General features: G+C 60.5%; 16 protein-coding genes. 1 reads left to right on the top strand and 15 read right to left on the bottom strand.

Annotated elements, in window-relative coordinates:
* Positions 1–21: 21 nt before the first annotated feature.
* The gene (locus L2D14_05445) at positions 22–1842 is read right to left on the bottom strand and encodes a DEAD/DEAH box helicase (GenBank protein ID WNK00869.1); all 1821 of its coding nucleotides are present in this window, start codon (positions 1840–1842) and stop codon (positions 22–24) included.
* A 380-nt stretch (positions 1843–2222) separates the two neighbouring features.
* Between L2D14_05445 and L2D14_05440 the strand changes: the two genes are divergently transcribed.
* A complete protein-coding gene (locus L2D14_05440) occupies positions 2223–3455 on the top strand; it encodes a D-amino acid dehydrogenase (protein ID WNK00868.1) in 1233 nt (410 codons plus the stop codon).
* Positions 3456–3476: 21 nt separating this feature from the next.
* Here the strand turns inward: L2D14_05440 and L2D14_05435 are convergent, their stop codons facing one another.
* The 14 genes from L2D14_05435 to urtA form a co-directional block, all read right to left on the bottom strand.
* Positions 3477–4439, bottom strand: a complete 963-nt coding sequence (locus tag L2D14_05435) for an NAD(P)-dependent oxidoreductase (GenBank protein WNK00867.1) — start codon at positions 4437–4439, stop codon at positions 3477–3479.
* Between the two features lie 46 nt (positions 4440–4485).
* A complete protein-coding gene (locus L2D14_05430; protein ID WNK00866.1) occupies positions 4486–5454 on the bottom strand; it encodes an LLM class flavin-dependent oxidoreductase in 969 nt (322 codons plus the stop codon).
* Positions 5455–5728: 274 nt separating this feature from the next.
* Positions 5729–6382: an urease accessory protein UreG gene (ureG, locus tag L2D14_05425; GenBank protein ID WNK00865.1), complete on the bottom strand. Its 654-nt coding sequence runs from the start codon at positions 6380–6382 to the stop codon at positions 5729–5731.
* Entirely contained in the window at positions 6379–7053 is a 675-nt protein-coding gene (locus L2D14_05420; protein ID WNK00864.1) for an urease accessory protein UreF, read from the bottom strand. The genes ureG and L2D14_05420 overlap by 4 nt, the downstream gene beginning before the upstream one ends.
* A 5-nt stretch (positions 7054–7058) precedes the next feature.
* Entirely contained in the window at positions 7059–7568 is a 510-nt protein-coding gene (locus L2D14_05415; protein ID WNK00863.1) for an urease accessory protein UreE, read from the bottom strand.
* Positions 7569–7576: 8 nt separating this feature from the next.
* Positions 7577–9289, bottom strand: coding sequence for an urease subunit alpha (gene ureC / locus L2D14_05410; protein WNK00862.1), 1713 nt, complete (start codon positions 9287–9289; stop codon positions 7577–7579).
* Positions 9279–9593, bottom strand: coding sequence for an urease subunit beta (locus tag L2D14_05405; GenBank protein WNK00861.1), 315 nt, complete (start codon positions 9591–9593; stop codon positions 9279–9281). The genes ureC and L2D14_05405 overlap by 11 nt, the downstream gene beginning before the upstream one ends.
* A 13-nt stretch (positions 9594–9606) precedes the next feature.
* Positions 9607–9909: an urease subunit gamma gene (locus L2D14_05400; protein ID WNK00860.1), complete on the bottom strand. Its 303-nt coding sequence runs from the start codon at positions 9907–9909 to the stop codon at positions 9607–9609.
* An 18-nt stretch (positions 9910–9927) separates the two neighbouring features.
* On the bottom strand, positions 9928–10794 hold the full coding sequence (locus L2D14_05395) for an urease accessory protein UreD (protein WNK00859.1): 867 nt from the start codon (positions 10792–10794) through the stop codon (positions 9928–9930).
* A complete protein-coding gene (gene urtE / locus L2D14_05390) occupies positions 10769–11464 on the bottom strand; it encodes an urea ABC transporter ATP-binding subunit UrtE (protein WNK00858.1) in 696 nt (231 codons plus the stop codon). Before urtE ends, L2D14_05395 begins: the two co-directional genes overlap by 26 nt.
* A 4-nt stretch (positions 11465–11468) precedes the next feature.
* Entirely contained in the window at positions 11469–12209 is a 741-nt protein-coding gene (gene urtD / locus L2D14_05385) for an urea ABC transporter ATP-binding protein UrtD (GenBank protein WNK01652.1), read from the bottom strand.
* Between the two features lie 8 nt (positions 12210–12217).
* Complete coding sequence (urtC, locus tag L2D14_05380; protein WNK00857.1) at positions 12218–13357, bottom strand: urea ABC transporter permease subunit UrtC; 1140 nt, start codon at positions 13355–13357, stop codon at positions 12218–12220.
* The gene (urtB, locus tag L2D14_05375) at positions 13354–14970 is read right to left on the bottom strand and encodes an urea ABC transporter permease subunit UrtB (GenBank protein WNK00856.1); all 1617 of its coding nucleotides are present in this window, start codon (positions 14968–14970) and stop codon (positions 13354–13356) included. The genes urtC and urtB overlap by 4 nt, the downstream gene beginning before the upstream one ends.
* Positions 14971–15051: 81 nt before the next feature.
* The gene (gene urtA / locus L2D14_05370; protein WNK01651.1) at positions 15052–16287 is read right to left on the bottom strand and encodes an urea ABC transporter substrate-binding protein; all 1236 of its coding nucleotides are present in this window, start codon (positions 16285–16287) and stop codon (positions 15052–15054) included.
* Positions 16288–16553 lie beyond the last annotated feature (266 nt).

Raw genomic sequence — 16553 nt, 5'->3', positions numbered from 1 at the left:
CGGACCGTCAGGCGCCATGCGTCAGGGCTGCGCCTTGAAGTACGGCAAGTCGTCATTCACCGTGCAGCCGAGCGTCACCAGGCGTTCGGTAATTTTGACCGCACGCTGGTATTTCGTCTCGCTTTCGCTGCGTGACACTGCATTCAGAACAGGGCCGACGATGGCGACGCCGTAATTGGCCTGCAGAGTCCGCACTTCACGGCGGGTTTCCAGACCGTCGGCAATCCAGCCCAGGTCGAACTCCATCTGCTTGTCGACACTGTAGCCGCGTTCAAGAATATCGGCCCGCATCTCGGCTTCTGTCTGCAACGTTGCCTCCCAGTACTCGCCTTCAGACGCCGCCGTCTCGGCCGAGGCCCGTACAAAGGCATCGCAAAACAGCAGATAAGCGATTTCCTGGCGCGTCGCCGTGCGCCATGCACTGTCACCGAGACTGTTCCAGACCGAGATATTCAGCCCGTCATAAATTTCAGGCACCTTGGTGAAGAAGATTTTATGCAGCTTGTTGTCGTTGATCGTCAGATCGAGCCTGCGCTCCTTATAGATATCCACCGCCGAGTACGTCCCGCATACGGGGCAGGCATCGCCTTCAGTCTCGTTCTTTTTATAAATATGCGAACAAGGCCGGCCACGCGCGATATCGTTCTTGCACAGCAGATAGGTCTCCGACTCTTCTTCATCGTCCTGTTGCTGTCCGATCCAGTTAAAGCGGTTCTTATACTGCAAAAACGATCTTGGCGGCGACCACAGGGTCCACTTCAGCTTTTCCACCGGCCCGAACGTCGTCCAGTTCGAGCTGACGTCGATGACGACGCATTTCGTTTTGCCTGGCGAAGAGCGCAATCCACGACCGACCGACTGCCCCCACAACACTTTCGACAACGTCGGCCGCATATGTACGATGATATTGCACTCGGGATTGTCCCAGCCTTCCGTCAGCACCCCGACTGAAACCAGCGCTTCAATATCACCGCAGTCATGCCCGGCGAGAATACGCCGGCGTTCCTTCAACGGTGTCCCGGCCGTGATGATCGCCGCGGTGATGCCGGAGCTTTCGATCCTGTCGCGGGTGATTTCGGCAACGCGGATATCGGGGCAGAACCAGGCGGAAATCGGCAATGTACCAATTGCCGCCCGCTCTTCCTGATAAGCATGCATGGCGTAATCGAGCATGGATGACTTGATGATCTCATCGGTCAGCCGCGAGACCGGATACTCGCCTGCGCTGACGTCGATATCGTCCAGATCCAGATCGTGGACGAAGTGCGGGCGGTATTCCGGCTGGACAAGAATGCCTTCGGATATCAGTTCCTGGATATCCGCACAGTCGATGATCGCATCGAACGCCAGGCTCAACTGATCGCGCTGATCGCCCGTACGGCGTTCCGGCGAGGCGGTCAGCCCCATGAAATGAGCTTCCCGCTTACCTTCCTGATAGAACTTCTCGATGATCCGCCGGTATCCTCGGCCGTTCGGCGATACACGGTGCGCCTCGTCGACGATAATCAGGTCCGCTTTGGGTATCGCATCATCAAGGACATCCTTCGCGCGCATGCTGGTGGACAGAAGGATATCGTAGTCGTCGAAAGCCGTTCCCTTTTCAGAGACGGCCAGCGTGCGGACCCGCCGGCTTTCGCCCAATGCCAATTGCAGCTGGTCCAGCAGCACCAGCCGATGGCAGAGCACGATAACTTTCTTGTCGGCGTAAAACTGATCGATGATCTGCCGGGCGAGCACGGTTTTACCCGCACCGGTCGGCGCTTTCAGAATAAACCGTTTGTAGTTGGCCGTGATCGTCGGAAAATCGTCGATGATCTTCTGCTGCCAATTGCGGAGCTGCATCAAAATCCTAACTCAAGAAACAAAGCCCACTAGCATGCACGGTTTGCATGAAATAGCCATAAAATCCCGGAAACAGCTAACTGTTCGATATCAGAACGATGATTGTCTTTTCAGGGAATAGGGTTTTCCCCTGTTTGCTCCGTCGAGGCAACACGTTTGGCAGAGTTGGATTGCATTCTGACGTGCACCAGCTTGTTCAAAGCGGCACGCCGATCTTCAAGAAAATTGAAGCGCCAACAGGCAACAGTGTGTTTCGACTGTATTTTATGCGCACCATGAAGCCTCGATTTGACACTTACAGCTCTACATACGATTGTCCGCGGCGACGAATGAATGATTTTCTTGCGTGACCGCCACATGCCTCCGCTAATGAGTACCCCATGCCCCGAATAGCCGTCATCGGCGCCGGTGTGACCGGCATTACGACCGCCTATCAGCTTTTGAAAAACGGCCATGAGGTGTGTGTTTTCGATGCTCATGACAGCGCAGCGATGGAAACGTCCTTCGCCAATGGCGGCCAAATTTCCGTCTCCAATGCCGAAGTCTGGAATAATTGGCCTTCCATCCGCAAGGCCTTGGGCGCGGCATTCGACCGCAACGCGCCGATCCGCATCCACCCCCTGCCCGATTGGCACAAAATCAGCTGGTTTGCCGCCTTCCTGACTGCCGGTTTTCATCACCGCCGCAATACCGCCGAACTGGCGGCCATGGCCATGCACGGCCGGCGCGCCCTGCGTGAGATCGCGGCGCGGGAGAAAATCGCCTTCGACATGAATGAAAGCGGCCTGCTGCACGTTTATAAGACGCAAGAACAGTTTGCTGACGCCGCCAAGGCCAATGTGTTGCTGACGCAATCAGGCCTCAAACGCTACGCCGTCACAAAAGACGAAATAAAATCCATCGAACCCGCGCTACGAGGCGATTTTTATGCCGGATTGTTCTCACCCGACGATTTTGCCGGCGACGTTCACCTTTTCACCCGGGGCCTTTTCGATGTCTGCCGCACCCTCGGGATGCGCGCCTGTCTGGAGCATGACGTTCTGGCCCTTGAAGCGGACAGCGACCGCATTCATGTCCACCATCGCAATGTTACGGCACCGGCAAACGACCGGCCCGCCGTTGCGGTCTTCGACAAAATCGTCGTCTGTGCCGGTGTCGGATCGCGCAGACTGGCCCGCATGTTGGGCGATCGCGTCAATGTCTATCCGGTCAAGGGGTATTCCCTGAGCGTCGATATCGATCTGTCCGATGCGCCGGACGCAGCCCCCCGTGTCTGCCTGCTGGATGAAGCCGCAAAGATCGTCACCAGCAGGCTCGCCAACCGGTTGCGCATTGCCGGACTGGCGGAATTCAACGGCGCCGACAAAACCATCGATGCGCGGCGGATCGGCATTCTGTCGCATTGGTGCCGGGCGCGTTTCCCGGACTTAGCACAGGAAAACACCACCCCCTGGGCCGGTCTGCGGCCGATGATGCCCAGAATGGTGCCCCATATCGGGCGTGGCAGATTGCCAGGCGTCTATTACAACACCGGGCACGGACATCTGGGCTGGACCCTGTCGGCCGGAACGGCGCAGCGCATTGCCGAAATCATTGACGCGGACGCCCCTTAGAAAAGCGGCCGAAATCTTGTTTCAAAGGGTTTCCGGATTGACGACACAGCTTGCATCCAGCTTGCCGTCGAGGCCATCGAACAGATTCCGCACACAGACATCGCTGACGCGCAGGCCGGTTTCTTCGGTCAGTGCCGCGTTGTGCGGCGTGAACAAAACGTTATCCAGCCCCAGCAGCGGACAATCCGCCAGCGGCGGTTCGTTTACGGTGACATCGAGCCCGGCACCGCCGAGCGTGCCCGCCGTCAGGGCATGATAAAGCGCATCCTCGTCGATCAGCGATCCGCGCGCGGTATTGATGACATAGGCGCCGGGCTTCATCGCCTGGAACTCGGCGGCGCCCAGAACGACCAGTTCTTCCTGGCCCGGCAGATGCAGGCTGATGTAATCCGCCTCGCCGAGGGCGTCGTGGAAATCGTCGACGAATTCATAGCCGTGTTCGCGCGCGCGGACGCGGGAGCTTTCACGGCCTGCGACGATGACCCGCATGCCGAACGCCCGGCATCGCTTCGCCGTTTCCAACCCGATCTTTCCCAGACCGATCAGCAGAACGGTCTTTTCGAAGATATCGTGGCCGGGGATGGTATAGCGCTCGGCGTAATCCCTGTTGCGCGAATTGCGGTCCAGGATGGCGATCCGGCGCGAGACGCCCAGCATCAAAAGCAGCGTGTGTTCGGCCACCGATGACGACAGCGCATCGCCGCATATGGCCAGAGGAACCCCGCGCTTGCTCAAGGCCTGGACATCGACATGGTCGTAGCCAACGCCATAGCGCGACACGATTTTCAGACTGGCTGCGGTTTCGATCATGTCCGCGGTGAGCGGCGACAGGCGCAGGATCATGCCATCCGCGTCCCTGAGCGCATCCTTGATCTCGTCCGGCGCGAGCTTCTCGTGTACCTCGAAGTCGATGTCCGACCGCGCCTCCAGCATGGCGCGCCCATGCGCGTGGATCGGCCCTTCGACGTGGATTTTATAAGTCATGGATATGCCCTTTCGGCGGCGAAAGTGGCACGAACCCGAAGCCGCATCAACTATAGCGGTGAATGATTTTCTCGCCGAAGAACCGCATCCCGTCCATCGGCGGCATCGGTTGAATGACGATGTTGGTGACGCCGGCATCGATCCATTCATCGATCCGGCCGCAGACCTGCCCGACATCGCCATACAGGTTGGATTGCAGAATATCATCGACGGTCGGCGGAATCGGAAAACGGTGTTTGCGCTCTTCCGCGTACATCTCGGCCCATTTCAGGGTTTCCGCTTCGCTTGTTCCCGTCAACCCGACGGTCGAGATCGCGGTTTCCCAGGCCCGGTCCGTCAATTTCTCCTTCATACCCTTGATGAGTTCCGCGACAATCGCCGGCGCCTTCGAGTACATGAACCAGACGTCGCCATGTTTGACCATGAGTTCCTGCGTCGGTGGCGAATCGCCCGCGATCCAGATCGGCGGATAGGGTTTCTGCGGGGGCTTCGGGTTACAGAAAGCATCCTTCAGGTTATAGAACTCGCCCGAAAAACTGAATCCTTCCGGTTCTTCGTTCGTGATCAAGCCGCGAATGATCGAGAGGCATTCATCGAGACGTGCGATCCGCGTCAGGCCATCGTCCGACCATTCCGTAAAGCCGTAGGATTTTGCCTCGGTTGCGAACCAGCCGGAACCGGGAGCCAAAATCACCCGGCCGCCGGTGATTTCATCGAGCGTGCAGACGATCTTCGCCGTCAGACCCGGATGGCGGAAGGTGTTGTTGATGGAATGCCCGCCGAGCCGAACCCGCTTGGTCAGCGCGCCGATGGCCGACATCGCGGTCCAGTATTCGAGGATCGGCTTGGAACGGTCGAGATGCGCATTTTCGACGTGATCGGGAATCCACACGGAATCGAATCCCAGATCCTCGGCGATTTGCGCCATTTCAAGGGCATACGTGAAGCCCGCCGACGTCGCGCCCATTTCGCCCTGTACCGCCAGACGGATACCGAATTTGACCTTGCCGCTCATCGTCTATCACCATTCCGAGCCTGCGGCGCATGCATATATGCATGCGGCACGCGGATAATCATCGCTGACAGTTTCCCTGCCGCCGGTGCGAGCCGCAACCCTTGCACCGGCGTTTTGTTTGGATTTCTGCGACGGAGACACAAAAAAGTTCGAACATTGCTCAGGGGTCGCCGTTTACTCATAAGACTCCGCCGCAATCGGTGCATGGCGAGAATACCGGGAGGTAAGCTTCTAATAATCCGCAATCATTTATCACAGAGCCGTCGATAAGCCCTTATTGCGTTTGAGATAGCGGCTTATCCAGGGAAACCGGGCCGAGCCCGCCGGCGGCGACGATGAAATCGGCGATGGTGTCGACGCCGTCGCGGGTCTTCATGTTGGTGAAGACATAGGGCCGGTCTGCCCGCATGCGCTTGGTGTCGCTGTCCATGACTTCGAGCGAGGCGCCGACCAACGGCGCCAGGTCGGTCTTGTTGATGACCAGAAGGTCGGAGCGCGTGATGCCGGGGCCGCCTTTGCGGGGGATTTTTTCGCCCGCCGATACATCGATCACATAAATCGTGATATCGGCCAACTCCGGCGAGAAGGTCGCCGCCAGGTTGTCGCCGCCGCTTTCGATCAGGATCAGGTCCAGGTTCGGGAACTTGGCATTCATGGTGTCGATAGCGGCAAGGTTGATCGACGCATCTTCGCGGATTGCGGTGTGCGGACAGCCGCCGGTTTCGACGCCCATGATGCGTTCCTCCGGCAGCGCGCCGGCGCGGTTGAGGATCAGCGCGTCTTCCTTGGTATAGATATCGTTGGTAATGGCGCAGATGTCATAGACGTCGCGGAAGGTCTGGCATAACCGCTCCATCAATGCCGTCTTGCCCGAGCCGACCGGCCCGCCGATTCCGACCCGCAAAGGTCCGTTATGCGAAGAACTCATGATCTGAATAACCTCGTGTATTGGGTTTCGTGTTGCATGGCGGCGATATCGCTAAGCACCGCGATGCCGCCGACGTCGTCGAGCGTGGCTTCCAGGGCTGCAGCCGCAGTTTCGTCGATGACGCCCTCCAATCCGGCCAGCACGCGCTGTCCGGCGCTTTGACCGAGCGGGATCAGCCGCACGCCCGCCGATACCAGATTGGCGGCGAAGCCGTGCAGGTAGGCATGGATCGCCGGTGCCTTGTCGATACCGTGTCCGTGCGCGGCGGCGGCGACAGCGAGCGGATAGGCGATTTCGGCACCGAGCGAGGCCTTGATGTCCTCGACGCCGTCCCATGGCCAGGCGTCCCTTGTGGCCTTGAGGAACGCGGTGCCCTGCGCCGTCGTTTCCAGATGCCGTTCCGACGACGGCGCGAGCGCGACGGCGAACGCGTTCAACGCACCGAGTGCCGCGGCATCGCCGTCACAGGCATACGTCTCCGAAAACAGTACGGCGTCGCTCCACCCGGCGCCAAAGCGGACGATGCCGCCGATCCAATGGGCGAGGGTAGCTTCGTCGCGGATGCGGCCGTCCTCGATCGCCCACTCGATGCCGTGCGAATAGGCAAAGGCACCGACCGGATAGCTCGGCGACAGCCACGCCATCAGGCGATAAAGACCGGAATTATTCATGGGCATTATCCATGATGGTGTCCTGCGTGATGATGACCGTGCCCGTCGCTGTCCTCGTCGTCGTGGTGATGATGGTGATGTCCACCGCCCGAATACGCGCCGCCTTCCGGCGTGAAGGGTGCGTCTACACGCTTCACGTCGGCGCCCAGCCCGCGCACCATGTCGGCAATGACGTGATCTTCGCGGATCAGGATACGCGTCCCGTCGATTTCGGTCGGCAGATGCCGGTTGCCGAGATGCCAGGCGACACGGGCCAGATGCACCGGGTCGGCACAGGTGATTTCCAACAACGGCTCGGCGGCGGCCTTGACCGCAACCAGCCGTCCGTCCGTGAGGACCAGCGCATCGCCGTCGGCGAGAACGCTGGCGCTTGCCATGTCGAGCACGAAGCCCAACCCGCCGGTGCCGGTCATCGCCATGCGCCGGCGATAACGGTCGTCATAGCCGAGCACCACGGTATCCACGGCGATGCCGTCCCAGGTACCTTTGCGTTTGATGTCGGTGGCGCGCAGCATGACGGACCTCAGAATAGGAAGTAGCGCTGCGCCATCGGCAGCACGTCCGCCGGCTCGCAGGTTAACAACTCGCCGTCGGCACGCACTTCATAGGTTTCCGGATCGACCTCGATCTGCGGCAGGTAATCGTTCAGGACCATGGATTTCTTGGAAATGCCGCCGCGCGTGTTGGCGACGGGCAGCATCTCCTTGGAAACGCCGAGGATCTGTTGCAAACCCTGTTCGAGAGCCGCCTGCGACACGAAGGTCACACCGCTGGCCGTCAGGGATTTGCCAAAGGCGCCGAACATGGGCCGGTAGTGGACAGGTTGAGGCGTCGGGATCGAGGCGTTGGGATCGCCCATGGCCGCCGCCGCGATGGTGCCGCCGATCAGCACCATATCCGGTTTGACGCCGAAGAACGCGGGCGACCACAAAACCAGATCGGCGCGTTTGCCGACTTCGATGGAGCCGATGTGCGCCGCCATGCCCTGCGCGATGGCCGGGTTGATGGTGTATTTGGCGATGTAGCGTTTGACCCGCACGTTGTCATTGTCGCCGGTTTCTTCCGGCAGCGCGCCGCGCTGGCGTTTCATCTTGTCGGCGGTTTGCCAGGTGCGGATCAGCACTTCGCCGACCCGGCCCATGGCCTGACTGTCCGACGCGATGATCGAAAACGCGCCCAAGTCGTGCAGGATATCCTCGGCGGCGATGGTCTCGCGGCGAATACGGCTCTCGGCAAAGGCGACGTCTTCGGGGATTTTGCTATCCAGATGATGGCAGACCATCAACATGTCGAGGTGCTCTTCGAGCGTGTTGACGGTGTAGGGCCGCGTCGGGTTGGTCGACGACGGGATGACGTTTTCCTCGCCGCAGACCTTGATGATGTCCGGCGCATGGCCGCCGCCGGCGCCTTCGGTATGGAAGGCATGGATGGTGCGGCCTTTGAACGACGCGACGGTGTTCTCGACGAAACCGGATTCGTTCAGCGTGTCCGTGTGGATCATCACCTGCACGTCCATCTGATCGGCAACGCCGAGACAGCAATCGATGGCGGCGGGTGTGGTGCCCCAGTCCTCGTGCAGTTTCAGCGCGCAGGCACCGCCCAGAATTTGCTCATAAAGACCTTCGGGCCTGGACGCGTTGCCCTTGCCGGAAAACGCAAGGTTCATGGGAAAGGCGTCCGCCGCCTGGATCATGCGGCCGATATGCCAGGGGCCGGGCGTGCAGGTCGTCGCGTTGGTGCCGGTCGCCGGGCCGGTGCCGCCGCCCAGCATGGTGGTGACGCCCGACATCAACGCTTCTTCGATCTGCTGCGGACAAATGAAGTGAATGTGTGCGTCGAAGCCGCCGGCAGTCAGAATCTTGCCTTCGCCGGCAATCGCCTCGGTGCCGGGGCCGATGACGATGTCGACATCGGGCTGCGTGTCCGGGTTGCCGGCCTTGCCGATGCCGACGATGTGGCCGTCACGGAGGCCGACGTCGGCTTTGACGATGCCCCAGTAATCGACGATCAGCGCGTTGGTGATGACGGTATCGACCGCACCCAGCGCGCGTGGGGTCTGCGACTGGCCCATGCCGTCGCGGATCACCTTGCCGCCGCCGAACTTCACTTCCTCGCCGTAGGTCGTGTAATCCTTCTCGACCTCGATAAAAAGTTCGGTGTCGGCGAGGCGGACCTTGTCGCCGACCGTCGGGCCGAACATGTCCGCATAGGCGGCGCGTGAGATTTTAGCCGGCATCGAGGCCTCCCATGATTTTCTGGTTGAAGCCGTATACGGCGCGCACGCCCAGCAACGGCACCAGCGTCACTTCGCGGCTTTGCCCCGGCTCGAAACGCACAGCCGTGCCGGCGGCGATATCGAGCCGCATGCCGCGTGCTTTTTCGCGCTCGAAGTCGAGGCCCGAATTGGTTTCATGGAAATGATAATGGCTGCCGACCTGGATCGGGCGGTCGCCGGTGTTCGAAACCTCGATGGTGACGGTGGGCTGCCCGGCGTTCAGTTCGATCTCGCCGTCGGCGGGGATGATTTCTCCTGGGATCATATCGGCGTTCTCCTCAGCGGATCGGTTCGTGAACGGTGACGAGTTTGGTGCCGTCGGGGAAGGTCGCTTCGACCTGCACGTCGTGGATCATTTCGGCGATGCCCTCCATGACCTGATCGCGGGTGATGACGCTTGCCCCTGCTTCCATCAGATCGGCGACCGAGCGTCCGTCGCGTGCGCCTTCGATCACGTAATCGGTGATCAGCGCAATCGCTTCCGGGTGGTTCAACTTGACACCACGTTCCAATCGGCGTCTGGCGACCATCGCCGCCATCGACACCAGAAGCTTGTCCTTTTCCCTGGGGGTCAGGTTCATGTCCCTCTCCTCACTCTTTTATGTCGACCACACGCGGGGCATCGGCTGCCCGTCGCGCAGTTCGGAAATCAGCGGTTCCACGATTTTTCTCAAATGCCGGCCGCTTTCGGCGATGCAGCGGATGACCAGCTTGCCGGACCATGCGCTGGCCCCGGCGACGCCCGTTGCGGGGGTGATAGTGTCGATGCGTTCGCGTACCGCGTCCAGCCGTTCCGTGGCATCGGCGGCAGCGTACAGGATCGTCGCCATGGCGTGCGCACCGTCCAGCGCGGCAGCACCCGCCAGCGTTCCGGCAACGTCGCCCGAGACGCGCAGCGCATCGGCATGGATCAGTGTGCCATCGCGGCGGATGCGCCAGATATCGGAAAACGCGCCCGAGCGTATCACTTCGCCCATGGCGGCGCGGCCGAAAATAACGGACTCGTGCGCGATCAGTACGGCGTCGCCGGCAAGATCGACGTCGAAGGACCGTTTGAGCCGCGCGCCGTCGAACAGAATTGTTTCCTGCGGCAGCCAGGCGAGACGGCTACCCGCCCCGGCGTGAAGCTTTGTCGTCACCCGAGCCCAACCCGATATGGATCGATACGCCCGCTCGCTGGCCTGGGTCGTGAAGACCGCATCGCCCCCGCTATCGACGCCACCCTCGAACGACAGCACGTCGCCGCCGGTCAGGCCGCCCGCCGTGTTCAGCAAAACCGCTTCCGGGGACTGGCCGGGATCGAGACGCGGCATTCTGACCTTGAACGACCCGGACTGATGCAGCCGGTCCAGAACCGTTTTGCCGTCGCGTTGTTTGAAGGTGCATTCGGCCCGGCCCCGGGTCCGTTGCAGGGCCGGTGCGGCATCGATCGCGGACGCATTAAACGGTGAGGTGTCGTCGAACATCGGCTTCGTTCATATCCGCCTTGTCGCCGGCGAGAACAACCTCGCCCCTGTCCATGACAGTGAAGCGGTCCGCAAGGTCACGCGCAAACTCAAAATACTGCTCAACCAGGACGATCGCCATTTCGCCGGTATCCCTGAGATAAGATATCGCGCGGCCGATATCCTGAATGATGGATGGCTGAATGCCTTCGGTCGGCTCGTCGAGGATCAGCAGCTTCGGCCGTGTCACCAACGCGCGGCCGATGGCGAGTTGCTGCTGCTGGCCGCCGGACAGATCGCCGCCCCGGCGTTTCAGCATGTCCTTCAGCACCGGGAAAAGTTCGAACACTTCGTCGGGCACGGATCGCTCACCGCGCGGCAGACACGCGTAGCCGGTTTCGAGATTTTCCTCGACGCTAAGCAGCGGAAAAATCTCGCGCCCCTGCGGCACAAAGGCGATCCCGAGCCGCGCACGCTCGAACACGGGCATTGTCGAGATATCCTTATCATCCCATTTGACGGCGCCCCGCGTCAGCGGCTGCTGGCCGACGACAGCGCGCATCAGACTGGTCTTGCCGACGCCGTTGCGGCCCATGACGCAGGTGACCTTGCCGGTTTCGGCCTGTAACGAAACGCTTTTCAGCGCCTGCGCCGCGCCATAGAAAAGATCGACGTTTTCAACGTTCAGCATGTTCCTAGCGCCCCAAGTACACGTCGATGACGTCCTGATTTGCGCTCACCTGTTCAAGCGAGCCTTCCGCCAACACGGAACCTTCGTGCAGCACCGTCACCTTGACGCCGAGATCGCGGACGAAATCCATGTCGTGTTCGACGACGACGACGGAGTGGGTCCTGGCGATTTCCTTGAGAAGCCTTGCCGTCTCGGCGGTTTCCGCATCCGTCATGCCCGCGGCCGGCTCGTCGACCAGCAACAGCATCGGGTCCTGCGCCAGCAACATGCCGATTTCCAGCCACTGTTTCTGACCGTGCGACAGGTTGGCGCCCAGCTCGTTCTTGAGATCGCCGAGGCGCGTAATTTCGAGAATCTCGTCGATCCGCTTGTGATCGGCGCCGTTCGATTTGTCGAACAGGGTGCTGAGCACGCCGCGCGGCCGGTCCAGCGCCAGCAGGATGTTGTCGTACACCGTATGGCTTTCGAACACCGTCGGTTTTTGGAACTTGCGGCCGATGCCGAGCTTGGCGATCTCGGCTTCATCCATTTTCGTCAGATCGTGCGATGCGCCGAAGGCGACGATGCCGGTATCCGGCCGGGTCTTGCCGGTGATGACATCCATCATCGTTGTCTTGCCGGCGCCGTTGGGGCCGATGATGGCGCGCATCTCTCCTTCGGCGATATACAGCGACAGACCGTTCAACGCCTTGAACCCGTCAAAACTGACGGAGACGTTATCCACATACAAAAGCGTATCGCCCATTTGCGTCATCAGTCGGCCTCTTGCGGTTGCGGTTGCGCACTTGTCGCGGCACGGGTCTTGCGCCGGGCGATGATCTGGTTCGCCAGACCGAGGATGCCTTTCGGCAGGAACAGGGTGACGGCGATGAACAACGCGCCCAGCGCAAACAGCCAGACTTCCGGCAGGATGCCGGTGAAGATCGTCTTGGCGCCGTTGACCAGCACCGCGCCCAGCGCCGCGCCGACCAGCGTGCCACGCCCGCCGACGGCGACCCAGATCACCGCTTCGATGGAGTTGGCGGGCGAGAACTCGGACGGGTTGATAATACCGACCTGCGGCACATAAAGCGCCCCTGCGACCCCCGCGATCATCGCCGACAACACCCACACGAACAGCTTGTAGTGTTCGACCCGGTAGCCAAGGAAACGGGTCCGGCTTTCGGCATCACGAACACCGATCAGGATCTTGCCGAGCTTGGAATGCACGATCGCCTGGGCGATCAGGAAGGCGGCGATCAGTGCGATGCCGCTGGCCGCGAACAGGCCGAACCGCGTGGCGTCGGTCTGCACGTCGAAGCCGAGGATGTCCTTAAAGTCGGTCAGGCCGTTGTTGCCGCCGAAGCCCATGTCGTTCCTGAAGAACGCCAGCAACAGGGCAAAGGTCATGGCCTGGGTGATGATCGACAGATAAACGCCGGTCACGCGAGAGCGAAACGCGAACCAGCCGAAGGCGAACGCCAGCAGCCCCGGCACCAAAACCGCCATCAGGGCGGCGAACCAGAAACTGTCGAAGCCATACCAGTACCAGGGCAGTTCCTTCCAGTTCAAAAACACCATGAAGTCCGGCAGCTCCGGGTGACCGTAAACGCCGCGCGTGCCGATCTGGCGCATCAGATACATGCCCATGGCGTAGCCGCCGAGCGCGAAGAACGCGCCGTGCCCCAGCGACAGCACGCCGCAGAAGCCCCACACCAGATCGATCGCCAGCGCCAGCATGGCGTAGCAGAGATATTTGCCGAACAGAGATACGACGTACGTCGAGGTGTGCAGCGGGTGGCTTTCCGGCACGGCGAGATTGAGGATGCCGACCGTCACGATAACCGCCGCCAGAATGCCGATGAACAGATACGTGCGCAGTCCCAGCGCCCCGGCCATGAAGTTGGTCATCATGCTTCCACCGCCCTGCCCTTGAGCGCGAACATGCCGCGGGGCTTCTTCTGAATGAACAGGATGATGAAGACGAGCACGACGATCTTGCCGAGCACGGCGCCCGCGAAGGGTTCAAGAAATTTGTTGGCGACCCCCAGCGTCATGGCGCCGACCAGCGTCCCCCACAGATTTCCGACACCGCCGAAGACGACGACCATGAAACTGTCGATGATATAAGACTGGCCCAGGTTGGGGCTGACGTTATCGATCTGGCTGAGCGCGACACCGGCGATCCCGGCGATGCCGGAGCCGAGTCCGAAGGTCAGCGCGTCGACCCAGTCGGTGCGAATTCCCATGGCCCCGGCCATCGAACGGTTTTGCGTGACCGCGCGCATCTGCAGACCGTAGGGCGTTTTTTTCATGACCAGCATGAGGACGAAAAGCACGACCATCGCGAAGATAAGAATATAAAGCCGATTATAGGTGATCGTCATCTGACCGATCTCGAAGGCGCCGGACATGAAATCGGGGGTGCCGACTTCCTGGTTGGTCGGCCCGAAGATCGAGCGCACGGTCTGCTGCAGCGCTAGTGAAATGCCCCATGTCGCAAGCAGCGTTTCCAACGGCCGGCCGTACAGATACCGGATAATGCCGCGTTCGATGGCGACGCCGATGCCGCCGGCGACAAGGAACGCCAGCGGGATCGAGATCAGCAGGGAAATTTCGAACAGTTGCGGATATGACGTTCGGATCACGTCCTGCACGACGAACGTCGTATAGGCGCCGAGCATCACCATCTCGCCGTGCGCCATGTTGATCACGCCCATCACGCCGAAGGTGATGGCAAGGCCGATGGCGGCAAGCAAAAGCACCGAGCCCAGCGACAGGCCGTACCAGACGTTCTGTGCCGTCGCCCAGGCGGCGAGCGAGCGTTCGATCAGCGCGGCGGCTTCGGTGGCCGCGGTTTTCAGCGTGCCCTCGGCGGTGTTGGCGAAGGCCAGAAGGATCGAGCGTGAATCGCGCCCGGACCGTTCGGTCAGGACTTTGATGGCGTCGAGCTTGGCCGCTTCGTCCAGCCCGCTCGCCAGCACCGCCGTGGCGCGCGCCTCGCGCATGACCTTTTTCACGGCGTCATCGGCTTCCTGCGCAAGCGCCTTGTCGAGCAGCGGAATGGCGTTCGGATCCTTGGATTTAAAGACGGACTCGGCTGCCGCCATACGGTCTTCGGGTTTTTTGGAGCGAAGCTGCAGCCCGCCCAGCGCGTCCCGGACGGCACGCCGCAGCCGGTTGTTGACCTTGATTTTCTTGAGCGCGCCCTTGGCGACGGTCTCGCCGGGCGCCAGCGTCAGCGGATCGATCAGTTTGTATTGGCTGCCGGTCTTTTCGGTAATGAAGACCTTGCCGCCGAGTTTTTGCTGGTAGAGCTTGCCGTCACCGAGCGCTTCGAGCGCCGGGATGACGCGGCTATCGCCGGTTGCCGCGAGCGCGTCGATGACTTTGGCGCGGGCACTGAATCCGCCTTCGGCCAGAGCATCGATCTGTGCGCCCAGATCGTCGGCACGCACCGGCGAGATCAGAAAAAGAATAAACAGGAAAAGGAAGAAGGGTGTTCCGGTCTTTGTAGGCGTATTCATGGAGGCAGGTCCGCCATCAGTAAAGATGTGAAGAGCAGATGCCCGGGGGTGGCATGATGCCACCCCCGAACGATCATGTGCTTAGCTGCCTTGACCGCCGCATTTGCCGGTCTTGGTGTTGAAGTTGCCGCACGACATAGGCGCACGCCAATCGCTGATCAGGTCCTTGGAACCCGGCAGGAAGTCGGACCAGGCATCACCCGGGACCAGGCCCGGCGTCGAGGTCACGACCTCGAACTGGCCGTCGGCCTGAATTTCGCCGATCAGGACCGGCTTGGTGATGTGGTGGTTCGGCATCATCGCCGAGTAACCGCCCGTCAGGTTCGGCACCGCAACACCGACGAGCGAGTCGATGACCGCGTCGGCGTCGGTGGTCCCGGCGATTTCAACGGCCTTAACCCACATGTTGAAACCGATGTAGTGTGCTTCCATCGGGTCGTTGGATACGCGCTTCGGATCCTTGGTGAAGGCTTTCCACTTTTTGATGAAGTCGGCGTTTTCCGGGCTGTCGACGGACATGAAATAGTTCCATGCAGCCAGGTGACCGACCAGCGGTGCGGTATCGAGACCGGCGAGTTCTTCTTCGCCGACCGAGAACGCGACGACCGGAATGTCTTCGGCCTTGAGGCCCTGGTTACCCAGTTCCTTGTAGAACGGTACGTTGGCGTCACCGTTGATGGTCGAAACCACAGCGGTTTTCTTGCCGGCCGAGCCGAACTTCTTGATGTCGGAGACGATCGTCTGCCAATCGGAATGACCGAACGGCGTGTAGTTGATCATGATGTCGCCAGCGGCGACACCCTTGTCCTTGAGATAGGCTTCAAGAATTTTGTTGGTGGTCCGCGGGTACACATAGTCGGTACCGGCAAGCACCCAACGCTTTACGCCTTCTTCCATCAGGTAATCGACAGCCGGAATAGCCTGCTGGTTCGGGGCCGCACCGGTATAGAAAACGTTCTTCTGGCTTTCTTCACCTTCGTACTGCACCGGGTAGAACAGAATGCTGTTCAGTTCCTCGAACACCGGCAGAACGGATTTGCGCGAAACGGACGTCCAGCAACCGAAAACAACATCAACCTTGTTGACGGAGATGAGTTCGCGGGCTTTTTCGGCGAACAGCGGCCAGTTGGAGGCCGGGTCGACGACGACGGCTTCAAGTTTCTTGCCGAGTATGCCGCCCTTTTTGTTCTGATCTTCGATGAGCATCAGCATGGCGTCTTTCAGCGTGGTTTCGCTGATCGCCATGGTGCCGGAAAGCGAGTGAAGAATGCCGACCTTAATCGTGTCCGCCGCCGATGCGACGCTGCTGATCGCCATGGACGCGGCAAGAACGCCGGCAGTGACGAGTGATTTACATCTCATTTGCATGAAGTGACTCCCCTAGGATGTTGTTGCACTGCAGCAAGGCATTACAAAAAATGGGCCAAGAATCCGGGGACGCTGTGTATAACCCCGAAGGCCGCACCTAGAAGATTGATAAAAATGGATAAACGGGAAGAGGCAGGGGCCGGATCAAGGGGTCTATACGGGCGACCGCAAGGCTTGCCATGGCAAAAACAGATTATTTAATAGGCATTTTATAC

The sequence above is a fragment of the Thalassospiraceae bacterium LMO-JJ14 genome (assembly GCA_021555105.2).
Taxonomy (GTDB): Bacteria; Pseudomonadota; Alphaproteobacteria; order Rhodospirillales; family Casp-alpha2; genus UBA4479.
Note: the sequence above shows the minus strand (reverse complement) of the source record. Positions and strands in the feature narration are given on the sequence as shown.

Excerpts from the sequence above, each read along its gene's own strand:
- L2D14_05445 (WNK00869.1), bottom strand. The coding sequence starts at position 1,842 with ATGCAGCTCCGCAATTGGCAGCAGAAGATCATCGACGATTTTCCGACG.
- L2D14_05440 (WNK00868.1), top strand. The coding sequence starts at position 2,223 with ATGCCCCGAATAGCCGTCATCGGCGCCGGTGTGACCGGCATTACGACC.
- L2D14_05435 (WNK00867.1), bottom strand. The coding sequence starts at position 4,439 with ATGACTTATAAAATCCACGTCGAAGGGCCGATCCACGCGCATGGGCGC.
- L2D14_05430 (WNK00866.1), bottom strand. The coding sequence starts at position 5,454 with ATGAGCGGCAAGGTCAAATTCGGTATCCGTCTGGCGGTACAGGGCGAA.
- ureG (WNK00865.1), bottom strand. The coding sequence starts at position 6,382 with ATGAGTTCTTCGCATAACGGACCTTTGCGGGTCGGAATCGGCGGGCCG.
- L2D14_05420 (WNK00864.1), bottom strand. The coding sequence starts at position 7,053 with ATGAATAATTCCGGTCTTTATCGCCTGATGGCGTGGCTGTCGCCGAGC.
- L2D14_05415 (WNK00863.1), bottom strand. The coding sequence starts at position 7,568 with ATGCTGCGCGCCACCGACATCAAACGCAAAGGTACCTGGGACGGCATC.
- ureC (WNK00862.1), bottom strand. The coding sequence starts at position 9,289 with ATGCCGGCTAAAATCTCACGCGCCGCCTATGCGGACATGTTCGGCCCG.
- L2D14_05405 (WNK00861.1), bottom strand. The coding sequence starts at position 9,593 with ATGATCCCAGGAGAAATCATCCCCGCCGACGGCGAGATCGAACTGAAC.
- L2D14_05400 (WNK00860.1), bottom strand. The coding sequence starts at position 9,909 with ATGAACCTGACCCCCAGGGAAAAGGACAAGCTTCTGGTGTCGATGGCG.
- L2D14_05395 (WNK00859.1), bottom strand. The coding sequence starts at position 10,794 with ATGTTCGACGACACCTCACCGTTTAATGCGTCCGCGATCGATGCCGCA.
- urtE (WNK00858.1), bottom strand. The coding sequence starts at position 11,464 with ATGCTGAACGTTGAAAACGTCGATCTTTTCTATGGCGCGGCGCAGGCG.
- urtD (WNK01652.1), bottom strand. The coding sequence starts at position 12,209 with ATGGGCGATACGCTTTTGTATGTGGATAACGTCTCCGTCAGTTTTGAC.
- urtC (WNK00857.1), bottom strand. The coding sequence starts at position 13,357 with ATGATGACCAACTTCATGGCCGGGGCGCTGGGACTGCGCACGTATCTG.
- urtB (WNK00856.1), bottom strand. The coding sequence starts at position 14,970 with ATGAATACGCCTACAAAGACCGGAACACCCTTCTTCCTTTTCCTGTTT.
- urtA (WNK01651.1), bottom strand. The coding sequence starts at position 16,287 with ATGGCGATCAGCAGCGTCGCATCGGCGGCGGACACGATTAAGGTCGGC.